The sequence below is a fragment of the Erwinia sp. MMLR14_017 genome (assembly GCF_033657285.1).
Taxonomy (GTDB): Bacteria; Pseudomonadota; Gammaproteobacteria; order Enterobacterales; family Enterobacteriaceae; genus Erwinia.
Window position 1 is genome coordinate 320,423 of sequence record NZ_JAWVWP010000003.1, and the last position, 15,671, is coordinate 336,093.

Genomic DNA, 15,671 nt, shown 5'->3' on the forward strand with positions numbered 1-15,671 from the left:
CCGGATCGCAACAATTCCTGCTGTGCTATGATGCGCGCCTTAATACAGCGCCCCGCGCGCGCTGATTCCGTCGCCTGCCGGTCAGGACAGACTTTAAAAATGGTGAAAGATGAACAACGGCTATCTGGCTTTCCCCCAATTTGACCCGGTGATTTTCTCCGTCGGGCCAATCTCTCTGCACTGGTACGGACTGATGTACCTTGTCGGCTTTATTTTTGCTATGTGGCTGGCCGTACGTCGTGCCAACAAACCCGGCAGCGGCTGGAAAAAGGAAGAAGTTGAGAATCTGCTCTATGCCGGCTTCCTGGGCGTGTTTCTGGGCGGACGTATTGGCTATGTGCTGTTCTACAATCTGCCGCTGTTTCTGGATAATCCGCTCTATCTGTTCAAAGTCTGGGATGGCGGCATGTCATTCCACGGCGGCCTGATTGGCGTAATCTGCGTGATGCTGTGGTTTGCCCGTCGCACGAAACGTAACTTCTTCCAGGTGGCTGATTTTATCGCTCCACTGATCCCCTTTGGTCTGGGCGCGGGGCGTTTAGGTAACTTTATCAACGGTGAGCTGTGGGGCCGCGTGGCGCCCGACCTGCCGTGGGCGATGCTGTTCCCCGGCTCACGCAGCGAGGATGTCGCTCTGGCGGCTACCCATCCTGAATGGCAGTCGCTGCTGGCGACCTACGGCGTTCTGCCGCGTCACCCTTCACAGGTGTACGAGCTGCTGCTGGAAGGCGTGGTGCTGTTTATTATTCTTAACCTCTTTATTCGTAAGAATCGCCCGATGGGCGCGGTTTCGGGCCTGTTCCTGATTGGGTATGGCGCGTTCCGCATTATCGTGGAGTTCTTCCGTCAGCCTGATGCGCAGCTTGGTCTGTTCGACAACGCCATCAGCATGGGACAAATTTTGTCTCTGCCAATGATCCTGGCAGGGATAATCATGATGGTCTGGGCTTATCGCCATCAAAGCACGCAGCAATTACGAGAGGGCAAATGAAACAGTATCTGGCGTTAATGAAGAAAGTGCTGGAAGAAGGCACACCGAAAAATGACCGTACCGGTACCGGCACGCTGTCGATTTTTGGTCACCAGATGCGCTTCAATTTGCAGGAAGGTTTTCCGCTGGTCACCACTAAAAAGTGCCATCTGCGTTCTATTATCCATGAACTGCTGTGGTTCCTGAATGGCGATACCAATACCGGCTATTTGCAGGAAAACAACGTCTCCATCTGGGACGAGTGGGCTGATGAGAACGGCGACCTCGGGCCGGTTTACGGTAAACAGTGGCGTAGCTGGGGAGCGGCCGATGGCCGTCAGATTGACCAGCTCAGCAACGTTCTGAAGCAGCTGAAAAGCGATCCGGACTCGCGCCGTATCATCGTTTCCGCGTGGAACGTGGGCGAGCTGGATGAGATGGCGCTGGCGCCTTGCCATGCGTTCTTCCAGTTCTACGTTGCAGACGGTAGGCTCTCGTGCCAGCTGTATCAGCGTTCCTGCGACGTCTTCCTGGGCCTGCCGTTTAACATCGCCAGCTATGCGTTACTGGTGCATATGGTGGCGCAGCAGTGCGATCTGGAAGTGGGCGATTTTGTCTGGACGGGTGGCGATACGCACCTCTACAGCAACCATATGGATCAAACTCACCTGCAGTTGTCCCGCGAGCCGCGTTCGCTGCCAAAGCTGATTATCAAACGCAAGCCAGCCTCGCTGTTTGATTACCGTTTTGAAGATTTTGAGATTGAAGGGTACGACCCGCATCCGCCTATCAAGGCACCGGTCGCTGTTTGATAATAAGCAGGAGCGGGTAAAACCGCTCCTGTTACGAAAGCTGATGATGGCGGGTAAGCGCTCGTTCATCTCATCAACTATCTTATCCCTCGTCAGACCTTCCCCAGCAATAATCAGCCTGGTATGATCCCTGTTAACATTCCTTGTAGCGCATTCCCCCTCTCCGGCAGATCTTTTTACGAGCGCCTTCGCAATAATTTCCCCTTAAGCTGCAACAGAAATTATTAACTGGATTTTCTCTCGCAGGTGCAGATTTTGCCGCTGGACGGCTCTGGCAAAAAAAGCAAAATGGCCCTCATGAAAACGTCGGGATTTACCTTAACCGAGCTGTTAATTGTGATGGTGATTGCCAGCATAGTTTCTCTGGGCGCAACGGGCGGCTGGCTGCGCTGGCAGCAGCTCCAGCGGCTGAACGACAGCGCACGACAGGTTCAGCATTTTCTTCTGCGGTTACGGGCGGAGGCGAATGAGCACAACAGCCAGCTTTTGTTGTGGCGCGGCGGCAACACAACATGGTGCATCGGCAGCGGTCCGCCTCTGCCCTGCGCGACACCCTCACGTAAAATACTGACTGCGCCCTGGGCTGAGATTTCACTGCACTCTTTAACAGAGGGTACCGGCTTTTATGGTCGCCGTGACGTGGCGAAACCAGGCCGCATTGTGCTCGCCGGGGCGGCAGGTGAACGCCATATCGTTGTCTCATCCCGCGGTCGCGTAAGAATTTGCGAGGATAAGTGCCCATGAAAGAGTCCGGATTCAGTCTGATGGAAATGCTGGTGGCGCTGGCCGTCAGCAGCGTGCTGTTAGTGGGTGCCGCCAGAGTGCTTCCGGCGCTGCAATGCCACAATCTGCAGACGCTGATGCGCTTTCAACTGCATGAAGAGATCCAGCTAATGATGGCCAGGCTGCAAAAAGCGGTAATCAGAGCGGGTTATTGCAAAGGAGAGTGTGCCGGTGCCGCTCTCCACATTGCGGAAAGCGGGCGCTGTTTTTTAGTGCGCTGGGATGAAAACAGCAACGGGAGATGGGAAGGAACCGGCAGCGCAGAGAGCGACCTCTACGGTTACCGCTTCCGTCAGGGCAGCCTGGAGATGCAGCGCGGTGTTGATAACTGTGAAGGCAGTGGCTGGGAGAGGCTGAACGATCCGGCGACGGTCATGCTGTCTGATTTTCATATCATCCAGCATGACAAACAGATACGGCTGGCTATCTCCGCTTTTGCCAGAGCCTTTCCCCGGCAGTCGGTCACCCTTGAACGCTGGATCACGGCGGGGAATTTATGAAGCAGACTGGCAGCGCCCTGTTTATGGTGATCGTTCTGCTGGCGCTTTCGGCAGCACTGCTTGGTGCCACTCGCAGGCAGTTGGATCAGAGCTTAAGTCGAACCGGTGATGAGCAGCAGTACCTGTATCAGACCAGTCAGGCATTCTCTGCACTTGCCTGGGGCAGCCAACAAACCTGGTCCGGTAGCGCGGGATGGCAGTGCCGACAAGAGCGTGCCGCTGGCTGGCGAAGCTGTCTTTATCAGGCGGAAAGTTCTCCTGCGCTGCTGCGTGGGGAAAGTGGAACTGCGTCGATTGCCCTTTATCAATGGGTGACGTGGAAGAGGGAGAGTGGCCGGGTAGTCGCCGTGCCGCATGGCTGGCTGGACTACTGCCCGCTGACCGAAGAGGAGAGGTGTAATCCTGATGAGGAGACAGCAAGGTTTTAGCTTACCGGAAACGCTGGTTGCGCTGGCCCTGTTTGCCAGCAGCCTGGTGGCATTGATGCATTATCACACCGCGCTGGTAAAAGGGTTTCAGCTTCAGGCAGAGCAGAAAGAGGCCTGGCGCTATGCCTGGCAGCGTTTCGAAGGCTATCAGCCACCGCGCTGGCAAAGCTCGCTGACACAGCAGCCAGCCTCTTCCGGCTGCCAGCTGCTGACTTCATCAGTAGTCAGCCCTCTGGGGCGCGAGGCGAAGCTAACGTTGTTACGCTGCCGGGAGGCTGGCAAGTGACCCGGAGATTTTGCAACGGCGTCAGGACGGGGTAAAGTAGCGGCGCATCGCGCCATTCAGACATTCAGCCATTCAGGAGCCACCATGTTTACCGTTTACCACTCAAATCAGCTGGATTTGCTGAAAACGCTGGCGGCCTGGCAGATTGAGAACCAGCCCCTGCGCGATCCGTTCCAGTCTGAAGTGGTGCTGGTACAGAGCCCCGGCATGGCGCAGTGGCTGCAAATGTCCCTTGCGGAGCAGTTTGGCATTGCGGCGAATATTAGTTTCCCGCTGCCCGCGAGCTTTATCTGGGATATGTTTGTGCGGGTGCTGCCTGACATCCCCAAAGAGAGCGCGTTTAATAAAGCGAGTATGAGCTGGAAGCTGATGACCCTGCTGCCAGAGATGCTCTCACACCCTGAGTTTACGCTGCTGGATCACTACCTGAAGGATGACGGCGACAAGCGGAAACTGTTCCAGCTTGCCTCCCGCATTGCTGACCTGTTTGACCAGTATCTGGTTTATCGCTCATCCTGGCTGAACAGTTGGGAGAAAGGGAAGCTTATTGAGGGCCTGGGCGAAGCACAACAGTGGCAGGCTCCTCTCTGGGCGGCGCTGGTTGAGTACACCAGAAAACTTGGTCAGCCTGAATGGCACCGCGCCAATCTCTATTCACGATTTATCTCCACGCTGGAAAACAGCAGCGTGCGGCCGCCAAATTTGCCCGACAGGATATTTATCTGCGGTATATCTGCCTTGCCGCCTGTCTATCTGCAGGCGCTTCAGGCGCTTGGAAAGCATATCGATATTCATCTGCTGTTCACTAACCCCTGTCGCCATTACTGGGGGGACATTCAGGATTATGCCTTTCTGGCAAAACTGCAAAGCCGTCGCCGTCAGCATTATGAACAGCAGCGGGAAAGCGCGCTGTTTCGTCAGCCTGATGCAGCAGAGCTTTTCAATGAGGCCGGTGAGCAGCAGTTAAGCAATCCGCTTCTGGCCTCCTGGGGAAAGCTGGGCAGAGACAACCTGTTTCTGCTGGCACAGATGGAGTGCCGGGAAATTGATGCGTTTGTCGATATCGAGCCCACCACGCTGCTGCAGAGCCTGCAGCACGATCTGCTGGAGCTGGAAGACAATGCGGTCATAGGACTGCAGCTTGAAGAGTGGCAAACCAGTCGCCGCAAGCGTCTGCTGGACCCTGCCGACAGATCGGTCAGCATTCATCTCTGCCACAGCCCACAGCGGGAAGTTGAGGTTCTGCAGGACCGTTTGCTGCAAATGATGGCGAGCGATCCCTCACTTTCCCCTCGTGATGTGATTGTGATGGTAGCCGATATTGATGCCTACACTCCTTTTATACAGGCCGTGTTTGGCAATGCTCCCACCGACCGTTACCTGCCTTTTGCTATCTCAGACCGCCGGGCCAGTCAGGCTCACCCGGCGTTGCAGGCTTTTATCTCCCTGTTGGCTCTGCCAGACAGCCGGTTCACCTCTGAAGAGGTGCTGGCCCTGCTGGAAGTGCCCGCTCTGGCAAACCGCTTTGCGATTAATGAAGAGGGGCTGAAGCGGCTACGCAGTTGGGTGGAAGAGTCAGGGATCCGTTGGGGGCTGGATGATGACACCATTCGTAATCTGGAGCTTACGCCAACCGGACAGCATACCTGGCATTTTGGCCTGACCCGCATGCTGCTGGGCTATGCCATCCACAGCGAAAGCGGCCACTGGCAGGGCGTTCTGCCCTATGATGAGTCGAGTGGACTGATAGCCGAGCTGGCGGGAAACCTGGCCGAGCTGCTGATGCGGCTTCGCTACTGGCGGGCTTTATTAAACGAGGAGAGGGTACTTCAGGAGTGGTTACCTCTCTGTCGGGCACTGCTTAACGACTTCTTTGCCGGCGATGCCGATACAGAAGCGGCTCTGGCGCTGATTGAAGATCAGTGGCAGCAGGCTATTAACTGCGGTATCCAGGCAAAGTACGATCGGGCTATCCCGCTTTCGCTGCTGCGTGATGAACTGGCAAGCCGTCTTGATCAGGAACGTATCAGCCAGCGCTTCCTGGCGGGGCCTGTTAACTTCTGTACCCTGATGCCGATGCGATCCATTCCTTTCAAGGTGGTGTGCCTGCTGGGCATGAACGATGGGGTTTACCCCCGCACGCTGCCGCCGCTTGGCTTTGACCTGATGAGCCAGAAGCCTGAAAAGGGCGACCGTAGCCGCCGTGACGATGACCGCTATCTGTTTCTTGAGGCTATTAATTCCGCCCAGCAGATGCTCTATATCAGCTATATCGGTCGGACGATTCAGGACAACTCAGAACGCTTCCCTTCAGTGCTGGTCAGTGAGCTGGTGGAGTATATCAGCCAAAGTTTCTGCCTGGAGAAGGATCGAATGCTGGATGTGGACAGCAGCGCCAGGGGCGTGGTCGATCATATCCATCATCTGCACAGCAGAATGCCCTTTGCGGCGGAGAACTTCTCTCCCGTGGCTGAGTTTCGCAGTTTTGCGGCCGAGTGGTTGCCTGCCGCCACGGCCAGCGGCGTTCCGCATCCTGCCTTTATGCAGCCGTTGCCGCCGCTGACGGTGGAGGAGCTTAACCTTGAGCAGCTGGTGCGTTTCTGGCGGCATCCGGTGCGGGCCTTTTTCAGCCAGCGGCTGGGCGTCAGTTTTGTGCTTGAAGAGACCAGCCTGCCGGATGCAGAGCCTTTTTTGATGGATAACCTCAGCCGCTATCAGGTCAACAAGCTGTTGCTGAATACGCTGATTGATGAGCAGCCCACCGAGTCGCTTTACGATTTGCAACGGGCAGCGGGGCTGCTTCCTTATGGTGCCTGGGGAGAACTCTTCTGGCAGTCTCAGCTGGAAGAGATGGCGGATCTCGCCAGTCGGGTACGCGAGCAGCGGAAAGAATCAGCAAGCTGGGAAATCGCACTTCAGGTAGGGGGCGTACAGCTTCACGGCTGGCTGCCACAGGTTCAGGATGACGGTTTACTGCGCTGGCGTCCCGGACATCTGAATTTTACCGATGGCCTGTCATTGTGGCTGGAGCATCTGGTCTACTGCATGCTGGGCGGGCAGGGCAGCAGCAGAATGTTTGGCAAAAAAGAGAGCCAGTGGCGATTCCCGCCGCTAAGCATTGAACAGGCTACCTCGCTTCTGGAGCGCTATGTCGAAGGCTACCGGCAGGGGATGTGTTCGCCTTTGCTGCTGCTGCCGCGCAGCGGCGGAGCCTGGCTGGAAACGGCCTGGGATGAAAAGTCCGGGGTGATATTGCATGATGAGAGCATCCAGGCCAAAGCCAGGAGCAAGCTGCTTCAGGCCTGGCAAGGGAACCAGCAGATTGAAGGGGAGGGAAGCGATCCCTATCTGGCACGCCTTTTCCGCACTTTGGATGAGGAAATAATGCAGCAAATCGCCCGGAATGCGGAAATTTGGCTGTTGCCGCTGCTGCAGATGAATGACACAGGGCGGGACATCCTGTAGTGTTACTTTATAACCATTTGCTGTTTTTTACTTTCTTGTTTCCCTTTCGTTCACAGCCGGAAGGGAAAATATCCAGGGTAAACTTCTGCTGCCCTCCTTGCTGACAGGGACGGAGCAGCCAGAAGAGTAGATCGTCGAGGAGTTTGAATGCGTCGTTATGCAGTCTGGTTCACCACGTTTTTTCTGCTGTTTTCCCTGATCCCGCTGGCTCAGGCCCAACCTGGCTGGCAACCTGTGCCTGAAGCGATCCGCAAAAGCGAAAAAGATCCGCGCGACTATCAGGCGATCAAACTGGATAACGGCATGACGGTGCTGCTGGTCTCCGATCCGCAGGCGACGAAATCGCTCTCTGCACTTACTCTTCCGGTGGGATCGCTAGAAAACCCGCGTAACCAGCAGGGGCTGGCTCACTATCTTGAGCATATGCTGCTGATGGGGTCCGAGCACTACCCTCAGCCCGATAATCTGGCGGAATACCTGAAAAAACATGGCGGCAGCCATAATGCCAGCACGGCCTCCTACCGAACCGCTTTTTATCTTGAAGTGGAAAATGCGGCGCTTGAGCCTGCTGTTGACCGGCTGGCTGATGCTATTGCGGCACCGCTGCTGGACCCGGTTAACGCAGACCGTGAACGTCACGCGGTAAATGCCGAGTTAACTATGGCTCGCTCACGCGACGGCCTGCGTATGGCTCAGGTCGGCGCGGAGACGCTAAACCCGGAGCACCCCAGCTCTCTCTTCTCGGGCGGCAACCTGGATACGCTGAAAGATAAGCCGGACAGTAAACTGCATGACGCCCTGACGGCATTCTATCAGCGCTATTATTCAGCCAACCTGATGAAGGCGGTGATCTACAGCAACAAACCGATGGCAGAGCTGCAAACTATCGCCGTCAAAACCTTTGGTCGTGTGAAAAATCGCAACGCCAGCGTACCGGATATAACGGTGCCCGTGGTGACGGATAAGCAGAAAGGCATCATTATTCACTATGTGCCGGCACAGCCGCGTAAGCAGCTGAAAATAGAATTTCGCATCGACAATAACAGCGACAAATTCCGCAGCAAAACCGACACGTTAATTGGCTACCTGATAGGTAACCGCAGTAAAAATACGCTTTCAGACTGGCTGCAAAATCAGGGGCTGGCTGATTCAGTGGATGCGGGCGCTGACCCGGTGGTTGACCGTAACGGCGGGGTATTCTCTGTCTCTGTCTCCCTGACCGACAAAGGTCTGGCGAATCGGGATGAGGTCATTGCCGCGGTGTTCAGCTATCTCAACAAACTGCGTAGTGATGGCATTGATAAAAGTTACTTTGATGAAGTGGCTAAGGTGCTGGATCTCGATTTCCGCTATCCGTCGATCACTCGTGACATGGACTACATCGAATGGCTGGCAGACACCATGTTGCGGGTGCCGGTTGCCGATGTCCTGGATGCGCCTTATATTGCCGATCGTTACGATCCTCAGGCCATTCAGGCCCGTCTGGAGGGAATGACGCCGCAAAATGCGCGTATCTGGTATATCAGCCCCGATGAGCCGCATAACAAAGTCGCCTATTTTGTGAATGCACCCTATCAGGTGGACACCATTACGCCTGAGCATTTTGCGCAGTGGCAGGCAGCCAGCGACAAAATCAGTTTGTCCTTACCGGTGCTGAACCCTTATCTGCCGAATGATTTCACCTTAATCAAGTCTGAGCGTAAATACCCGCATCCTGAGGAAGTGGTTAATCAGTCTGGCCTGCGGGTGTTCTATATGCCCAGTCAGTTCTATGCCAACGATCCTAAAGCCAGCATCACACTGGCGTTACGGAATAAAGAGGCGATGAGTACCGCAAAAAACCAGGTCATGTACGGGCTGAATGATTACCTGGCTGGCCTGGCGCTGGATGAGCTTAACTCGCAGGCTTCCGTTGCCGGCATCGGCTTCTCTACGGGTGAGGATGATGGCGTGACCTTCAACGCCACTGGCTTTACCCAGCACCTGCCGGAGCTGATGAGTGCGCTGCTGAAAAGCTACGCCTCTTACCAGCCGGATCAGCAGCAGCTGGATCAGGCAAAGTCCTGGTATCTGGAACGGCTGGCCGCAGCCGAGAAGGGCAAAGCGTTTGAGCTGGCTATTCAGCCAGCACAGATGCTCTCGCAGCTGCCTTATACCCAGCGCAGCGAGCGCAGATCACTGGTTGCCGGAATTACGCTGGACGAGCTGAACGCCTACCGAAAAATGCTGCTGGAGAAGTCCACGCCGGAACTGATGGTAGTGGGCAATATGACGGAAGAGAGTACTAAATCTCTGGCCAGCGATCTTAAAGCTCAGCTCAGTTGTGAAGGCGAGAGCTGGTGGCACAGCCAGTATCTGGTTATCGACAAGAAAACCTCAGCGAACCTCCAGCAGGCCGGAAGCAGCACCGATTCAGCATTGGCCGCGCTCTATGTACCGCTGGGTTATCCCGAGCATGAAAGCATTGCCAGCAGCGCCTTGCTCAGCCAAATCATTCAGCCGTGGTTCTATAACCAGCTGCGAACCGAAGAGCAACTGGGTTATGCCGTATTTTCCTTCCAGATGCCGGTAGGGCGTCAGTGGGGCATTGGTTTCCTGCTGCAAAGCAACGTGAAGCAGCCTGCATACCTGCTGACCCGTTTCCAGGCGTTCTACCCTACGGCAGAGAAAAGATTGCGCGAAATGAGTAAAGAGGATTTTGCCCAGTATCAGATGGCGATGATTAACGAACTCAAACAGCGTCCCCAGACGTTGGATGAAGAAGCGGGCCGCTTCAGCAAAGATTTCAACCGCGAAAACTATCAGTTTGATACTCGCGAAAAAGTCATTGCGCAGATCCAGGCGCTGACCCCGGAAAAGCTGGCCACCTTCTTCCATAAAGCGGTGATTGAGCCGCAGGGGCTAACGTTGCTGTCGCAAATTTCAGGCAGTCAGCACGATCAGGCAGACTATGCGAAGCCAGAGGGCTTTACCAACTGGCAGGAATTGTCCAGACTGCAGCACTCTTTTCCGGTGAATAGCGATAAACCATGACACAGCTTGCCCAACGTCTTGATCCCCTGACGCTGCCTTTGCAGGGCGAAAGGCTTATCGAGGCCTCGGCGGGGACGGGGAAGACCTTTACTATCGGCCTGCTTTATCTGCGTCTGCTGTTAGGGCTGGGGGGCGGCTCGGCTTACTCGCGTCCCCTGCCCGTAGAAGAAATTCTGGTTGTTACCTTTACCGAGGCGGCGACAGCAGAGCTACGGGGCCGTATTCGGGAGAATATCCATGCCTTACGTATCGCCTGCATCAGGGGCGATACCTCCGACGGCATGCTGGCGCAGCTGCTGGAGCAGATCCCCAATCTGAATAAGGCGGCAGCCCTGTTGCTGGCGGCGGAGCGGCAGATGGATGATGCCGGGATTTTCACTATCCACGGCTTTTGCCAGCGGATGCTGAATCTCAATGCCTTTGAGTCCGGCATGCTTTTTGAACACCAGCTGATTGAGGATGAACTGCCGCTGCGTCGCCAGGCCATTGCTGATTTCTGGCGGCGTCACTGCTACCCCTTGCCGCTTCGCATTACTCGCGTGATGGCGCAACTGTGGCAGGGGCCGGAACAGCTTCTTAGCACGCTGTCGCCCTGGCTGAACGGCGAGGCGCTATCGCTGAAGCATCCGCCTGATTTAGAGGAAACTTTCACCGAGCGGCATGAGAAAATCATCGCCAGAATAGCTCAGCTCAAAGCCGCCTGGGTTGCTGCCGGCGACCTGCATGATCTGATAGCAAAGTCCGGCGTGGACAAGCGCAGCTACAGCAGTAAGCACTTACCTAATTGGCTGGAAAAGCTCTCGCAGTGGGCGGCTGAAGAGACGCAGGATTACAGCTTCCCGAAAGAGCTGGAACGCTTTGGTCAGCGCATACTGCTGGAGAAAACAAAAAAAGGCGAAGCCCCGTCTCATCCGCTGTTTGATGATATCGATCGCTTTCTGGCTGAACCGCTCTCCCTGCGCGAACTGGTGATTGCCCGTGCGCTGAGCGAAGTACGTTTTGTGACGCAAAAAGAGAAGAGGCTGCGTGCGCTGCTGGGGTTTGACGATCTGCTAAGCAGGCTGGATAACGCGCTGCAACAGCCAGCTGGCGAAGCGCTGGCTCAGGCGATCCGCACGCGCTATCCGGTGGCGCTAATCGATGAGTTTCAGGATACCGACCCTCAGCAGTATCGTATTTTTCGCACGATTTATGGCAAACAGCCCGATCATGCGCTGTTACTGATAGGCGACCCGAAACAGGCTATCTATGCGTTTCGCGGTGCTGATATCTTCACCTATATGAAAGCGCGCAATGAAGTTAGCGCCCACTATACGCTTGAAACCAACTGGCGCTCCTCTCCCGCTATGGTTAACAGCGTTAATCGCCTGTTTTCTCAGCTGGAAAATCCTTTTCTGTTTAACGACATTCCCTTTATTGCCGTACAGCCCGCAGGGGCAAACGCTGCGCTGAGTTTTACGCTGGAAGGCCAGGAGCAGCCCGCGCTGCGTTTCTGGCTGCAGCCGGGGGATGGCGTGGGAGTAAGCGATTACCAGCAGTTTATGGCGCGCCAGTGCGCTGCTGAGATTTGCCGCTGGCTGACCGCAGGCCAGCAGGGCAAGGCGCTGATTGGTAAAGCAGAGGAGCGCCGTCCGGTGCAGGCCTCGGATATCACCATCCTGGTTCGCAGCCGGAACGAAGCTTCGGTAATGCGCGAAGCGCTGAATGGTCTGAACATCCCTTCCGTGTACCTTTCTAACCGCGACAGCGTATTCACCACTCCGGAAGCCCGTGAAATGCTCTGGCTGCTACAGGCAGTGCTGGCGCCAGAGCAGGAGCGGGTGCTGCGCAGCGCGCTGGCAACCAGCATATTTGGCCTGGACGCGCTGACGCTGGATTCCCTTAATCAGGATGAACGCGCCTGGGATGCGCTGGTGGATGAGTTTGACCGCTACCGTCAACGCTGGCTGAAGCGCGGCGTACTGCCAATGCTGCGCGATCTGATGGTCAACCGGCAGATAGCAGAGAATCTGCTGGCCTCGGAAAGCGGTGAACGGCGGCTGACGGATTTCCTGCATCTGGGAGAACTGCTACAGGAAGCCTCTGCTCAGTCAGACAGTGAACATGCGCTGGTTCGCTGGCTGGCTCAGGAGATTGCTCAGCCCAACGGGCAGTCCGCCAGCCAGCAGCTGCGGCTGGAGAGCGATCGTCATCTTGTGCAGATCGTTACCATCCATAAATCCAAGGGGCTGCAATATCCACTGGTCTGGCTTCCTTTTGTCGCCAACTACCGCGAGGCAAGCCAGGGGATATACCATGACCGGCAGAATTTCCAGGCGCTGCTTGACCTGCGGGATGATGAAGAGAGCGTGGCGCTGGCCGAGCAGGAGCGGCTGGCGGAAGATTTGCGCCTGCTCTATGTGGCGCTGACGCGCTCTGTGTGGCACTGCAGCCTGGGCATTGCACCCCTGGTTAAAGGGAATCGTAAGAAAGAGGGCGATACCGACCTGCACCACAGTGCGCTGGGCTTTCTGGTGCAGAAAGGGGAAGCTGCGGATGCCAGCCAGCTGCTCAGCTATTTGCGGGCCTTACAAAATGAGACAACCGAGGTAGTGATTGCCGGTGCGCCAGATAGCACGCCCTGGCATGCGGTAAGAGAGAGTGAGCAAACGCTCACCAGCCAGCAAATTACCCGCACGCTGCGCGACGAATGGCGAGTCACCAGCTATTCGGGACTTCAGCAGCATGGGCATGCCATGACTCTGGACCTGCTTCCCCGGCTGGATGTGGATGCGGCGGGTGAAAGCCAGCCGCAGCAGATGAGTGAACTGACGCCGCATACTTTCCCTCGTGGTGCCGCGCCGGGAACTTTCCTGCATGGCCTCTTTGAGGAGCTGGACTTTACGCAGCCGATTGACAATGAGTGGTTAACAGAACAGCTACTGGGGCAGGGCCACGATCTTGCCTGGCTGCCGGTGATGAAGCAGTGGCTGGAACGCATTCTGCACACGCCTCTGGACGACTCTGGCGTCAGCCTCAGCCAGCTGCCAACTGGCAAAAAACAGGTCGAGTTACAATTCTACCTGCCTGTCCAGCGTATGCTGACGGCTGAGGCGCTGGACCGGCTGATCCGCCGTTACGATCCTCTTTCGGCAGAGTGCCCCCCGCTGAATTTTCAGCAGGTTCAGGGTATGCTGAAGGGCTTTATCGACCTCGTCTTTGTCTGGCAGGGGAAATATTACCTGCTGGATTACAAATCTAACTGGCTGGGTGCCTCTGCTGAAGATTACACCCCGCAGGCGATGGCTCAGGCGATGCAGTCGCATCGCTATGACCTGCAGTATCAGCTTTACTGCCTGGCTCTGCATCGCTATCTCCGCCACCGGCTGGCGGATTATAACTATCAGCACCATTTTGGCGGCGTGTTCTATCTCTTCCTGCGTGGGGTTGACGGCACGGCGAGCGAAAATGGCATTTACCGAACCCGTCCTGACGCCGCGTTTATTGCAGAACTGGACGCGCTGTTCGCAGGAAAAGAGCAGGAGGATGCATGTCAGGGATAACCGAGTTATTGCAGCAGGCCGCAGAGCTGCGGCTGTTTCGCGCGCTGGATATTCAGTTTGCCCGCATGGTGGCAACCGATGACCAGCCAGGCCTGATGCTGGCTGCGGCCTGCGTCAGTGCTGAAGCAGGGGAAGGGCATGTCTGCCTGCCGCTGGTTCAGCTTACGGAACAGTTGCTGTTCGACGGACGGCAGCCAGAGCTTGCCCGTCAGCTCTGGCTGGCCGCCGGAGAGCCAGAGTGGCTGGAACTGCTCCCCGCTTGCGATGCAGTGGGCGATGGAACCACGGCAACGCCGCTGGTTTTACATCAGCAGCGGCTCTACCTGCACCGGATGTGGCAATCGGAAGGGCAGGTCGCCAGGTTTATCATCAGTGAAACTACCGTCAGGGCGTTTGAGCCGCTAAGCGTCAGGGCCGCGCTGGATAAACTCTTTGGTCAGCAGCCCGATGACTGGCAGAAAATTGCCGCCGCCGTGGCTATCACCCGGCAAATAGCGGTGATCTCCGGCGGTCCGGGCACCGGCAAAACCACCACTGTTGCCAAACTGCTGGCCACTTTGCTGGCGCTTGACGGTACGCTACGGATCCGGCTGGCGGCGCCCACGGGCAAAGCGGCTGCCCGACTCACCGAGTCGATGGGAAGAGCAATACAGCAGTTGGACGTCAGTGACGAAGAGAAACGGCGTTTTCCGGCGGAGGCCACTACGCTGCATCGTCTGTTAGGGGCGGTGCCAGGCAGCCAGCGCATGCGCTATCACAGCGGCAATCCTCTGCATCTGGATCTGCTGGTGGTGGATGAGGCCTCCATGGTTGACCTACCGATGATGGCGAACCTTATTGCCGCCTTGCCCCCTCAGGCCAGAGTCATTTTTCTGGGTGACCGCGATCAACTCGCTTCGGTAGAGGCAGGAGCGATACTGGGAGATATCTGCCGTTGTGCCGAATCAGGATACAGTGCGATCCGGGCGGATGAACTGGCGAACCTCACCGGATGTCATATTGAAGGTCAGCATGCCCTGGACGCGCCTGCGGTGCGCGACAGCATTTGTCTGCTGCGTAAAAGTTACCGTTTTGATGCGCAGTCAGGTATCGGGCAGCTGGCACTGGCGGTTAACGCCGGAGACACGCGCCAGGTTGAGCAGGTATTCTCAGGCGAATTCGGGGATATTGCCCAATTCTCGCTGAGCAGTAGTGAGGAGTATCAGCAGCTGTTAACTGCCTGTGTGGAAGGCTATCGGCACTATCTGAAGCTGCAGGCAGAGGGGGCATCGGCACAGGATGTCCTGGAAGCCTTCAGTCGTTTCCAGCTTTTGTGCGCGTTACGCGAAGGGCCTTTTGGCGTGGCGGGACTGAACGAGCGCCTTGAAATATCGCTGCAAAAAGCGGGGTTGATCCGTCGTACGCCCGGCTCTGCGGGTAAATGGTATGCTGGCCGCCCGGTCATGATTGCCCGCAATGACAGCGCGCTGGGGCTTTTTAATGGCGATATCGGCATCGCAATGTGGGATGAAGAGAGAAATTTAAAAGTCTTCTTTCCGCTGCCTGATGGCAGCATCAAGGCGGTTCAGCCCAGCCGTCTTCCGCCGCACGACACCGCTTTCGCTATGACCGTGCATAAATCTCAGGGTTCTGAATTTGAGCACACCCTGCTGGTGCTGCCCACCCAGTTTACGCCGGTGCTGACCCGCGAACTGGTTTATACCGCCATCACTCGCGCAAAATCGCGGCTGTCGCTCTATGCGAACCTCAGCGTGCTGAGCAGTGCAGTGAAAATGAGGACTTTACGGCGAAGCGGATTGGTTGAGCGGTTAGCAGAGACAAAATAACCGGGGCGGGATACGCCCCGGTTACC

At 56.4% G+C, this 15,671-nt stretch carries 10 protein-coding genes; all 10 read left to right on the plus strand.

All coding sequences use genetic code 11. The annotated features are described in order from the left end of the window. Nucleotides 1-109 precede the first annotated feature (109 nt). Complete coding sequence (gene lgt, locus SD961_RS06970) at nt 110-991, plus strand: prolipoprotein diacylglyceryl transferase (RefSeq protein WP_318789666.1); 882 nt, start codon at nt 110-112, stop codon at nt 989-991. Further along, the gene (thyA, locus tag SD961_RS06975) at nt 988-1,782 is read left to right on the plus strand and encodes a thymidylate synthase (protein ID WP_318789667.1); all 795 of its coding nucleotides are present in this window, start codon (nt 988-990) and stop codon (nt 1,780-1,782) included. The genes lgt and thyA overlap by 4 nt, the downstream gene beginning before the upstream one ends. Before the next feature lie 297 nt (nt 1,783-2,079). Next, complete coding sequence (locus SD961_RS06980) at nt 2,080-2,526, plus strand: prepilin-type N-terminal cleavage/methylation domain-containing protein (protein ID WP_318789668.1); 447 nt, start codon at nt 2,080-2,082, stop codon at nt 2,524-2,526. Continuing rightward, nucleotides 2,523-3,065 carry a prepilin peptidase-dependent protein gene (locus tag SD961_RS06985; protein ID WP_318789669.1) on the plus strand — a complete coding sequence of 181 codons (543 nt, stop codon included), beginning with the start codon at nt 2,523-2,525 and terminating at the stop codon, nt 3,063-3,065. Before SD961_RS06980 ends, SD961_RS06985 begins: the two co-directional genes overlap by 4 nt. Continuing rightward, on the plus strand, nt 3,062-3,493 hold the full coding sequence (locus SD961_RS06990) for a DUF2509 family protein (protein WP_318789670.1): 432 nt from the start codon (nt 3,062-3,064) through the stop codon (nt 3,491-3,493). The genes SD961_RS06985 and SD961_RS06990 overlap by 4 nt, the downstream gene beginning before the upstream one ends. Continuing rightward, a complete protein-coding gene (locus tag SD961_RS06995; protein WP_318789671.1) occupies nt 3,471-3,779 on the plus strand; it encodes a prepilin-type N-terminal cleavage/methylation domain-containing protein in 309 nt (102 codons plus the stop codon). Before SD961_RS06990 ends, SD961_RS06995 begins: the two co-directional genes overlap by 23 nt. Nucleotides 3,780-3,863: 84 nt before the next feature. Then, nucleotides 3,864-7,244: an exodeoxyribonuclease V subunit gamma gene (gene recC, locus SD961_RS07000; protein ID WP_318789672.1), complete on the plus strand. Its 3,381-nt coding sequence runs from the start codon at nt 3,864-3,866 to the stop codon at nt 7,242-7,244. A 147-nt stretch (nt 7,245-7,391) separates the two neighbouring features. Further along, complete coding sequence (ptrA, locus tag SD961_RS07005) at nt 7,392-10,277, plus strand: pitrilysin (RefSeq protein WP_318789673.1); 2,886 nt, start codon at nt 7,392-7,394, stop codon at nt 10,275-10,277. Continuing rightward, nucleotides 10,274-13,819: an exodeoxyribonuclease V subunit beta gene (gene recB / locus SD961_RS07010; RefSeq protein WP_318789674.1), complete on the plus strand. Its 3,546-nt coding sequence runs from the start codon at nt 10,274-10,276 to the stop codon at nt 13,817-13,819. Before ptrA ends, recB begins: the two co-directional genes overlap by 4 nt. Beyond that, nucleotides 13,807-15,645: an exodeoxyribonuclease V subunit alpha gene (gene recD, locus SD961_RS07015; RefSeq protein ID WP_318789675.1), complete on the plus strand. Its 1,839-nt coding sequence runs from the start codon at nt 13,807-13,809 to the stop codon at nt 15,643-15,645. Before recB ends, recD begins: the two co-directional genes overlap by 13 nt. Nucleotides 15,646-15,671 lie beyond the last annotated feature (26 nt).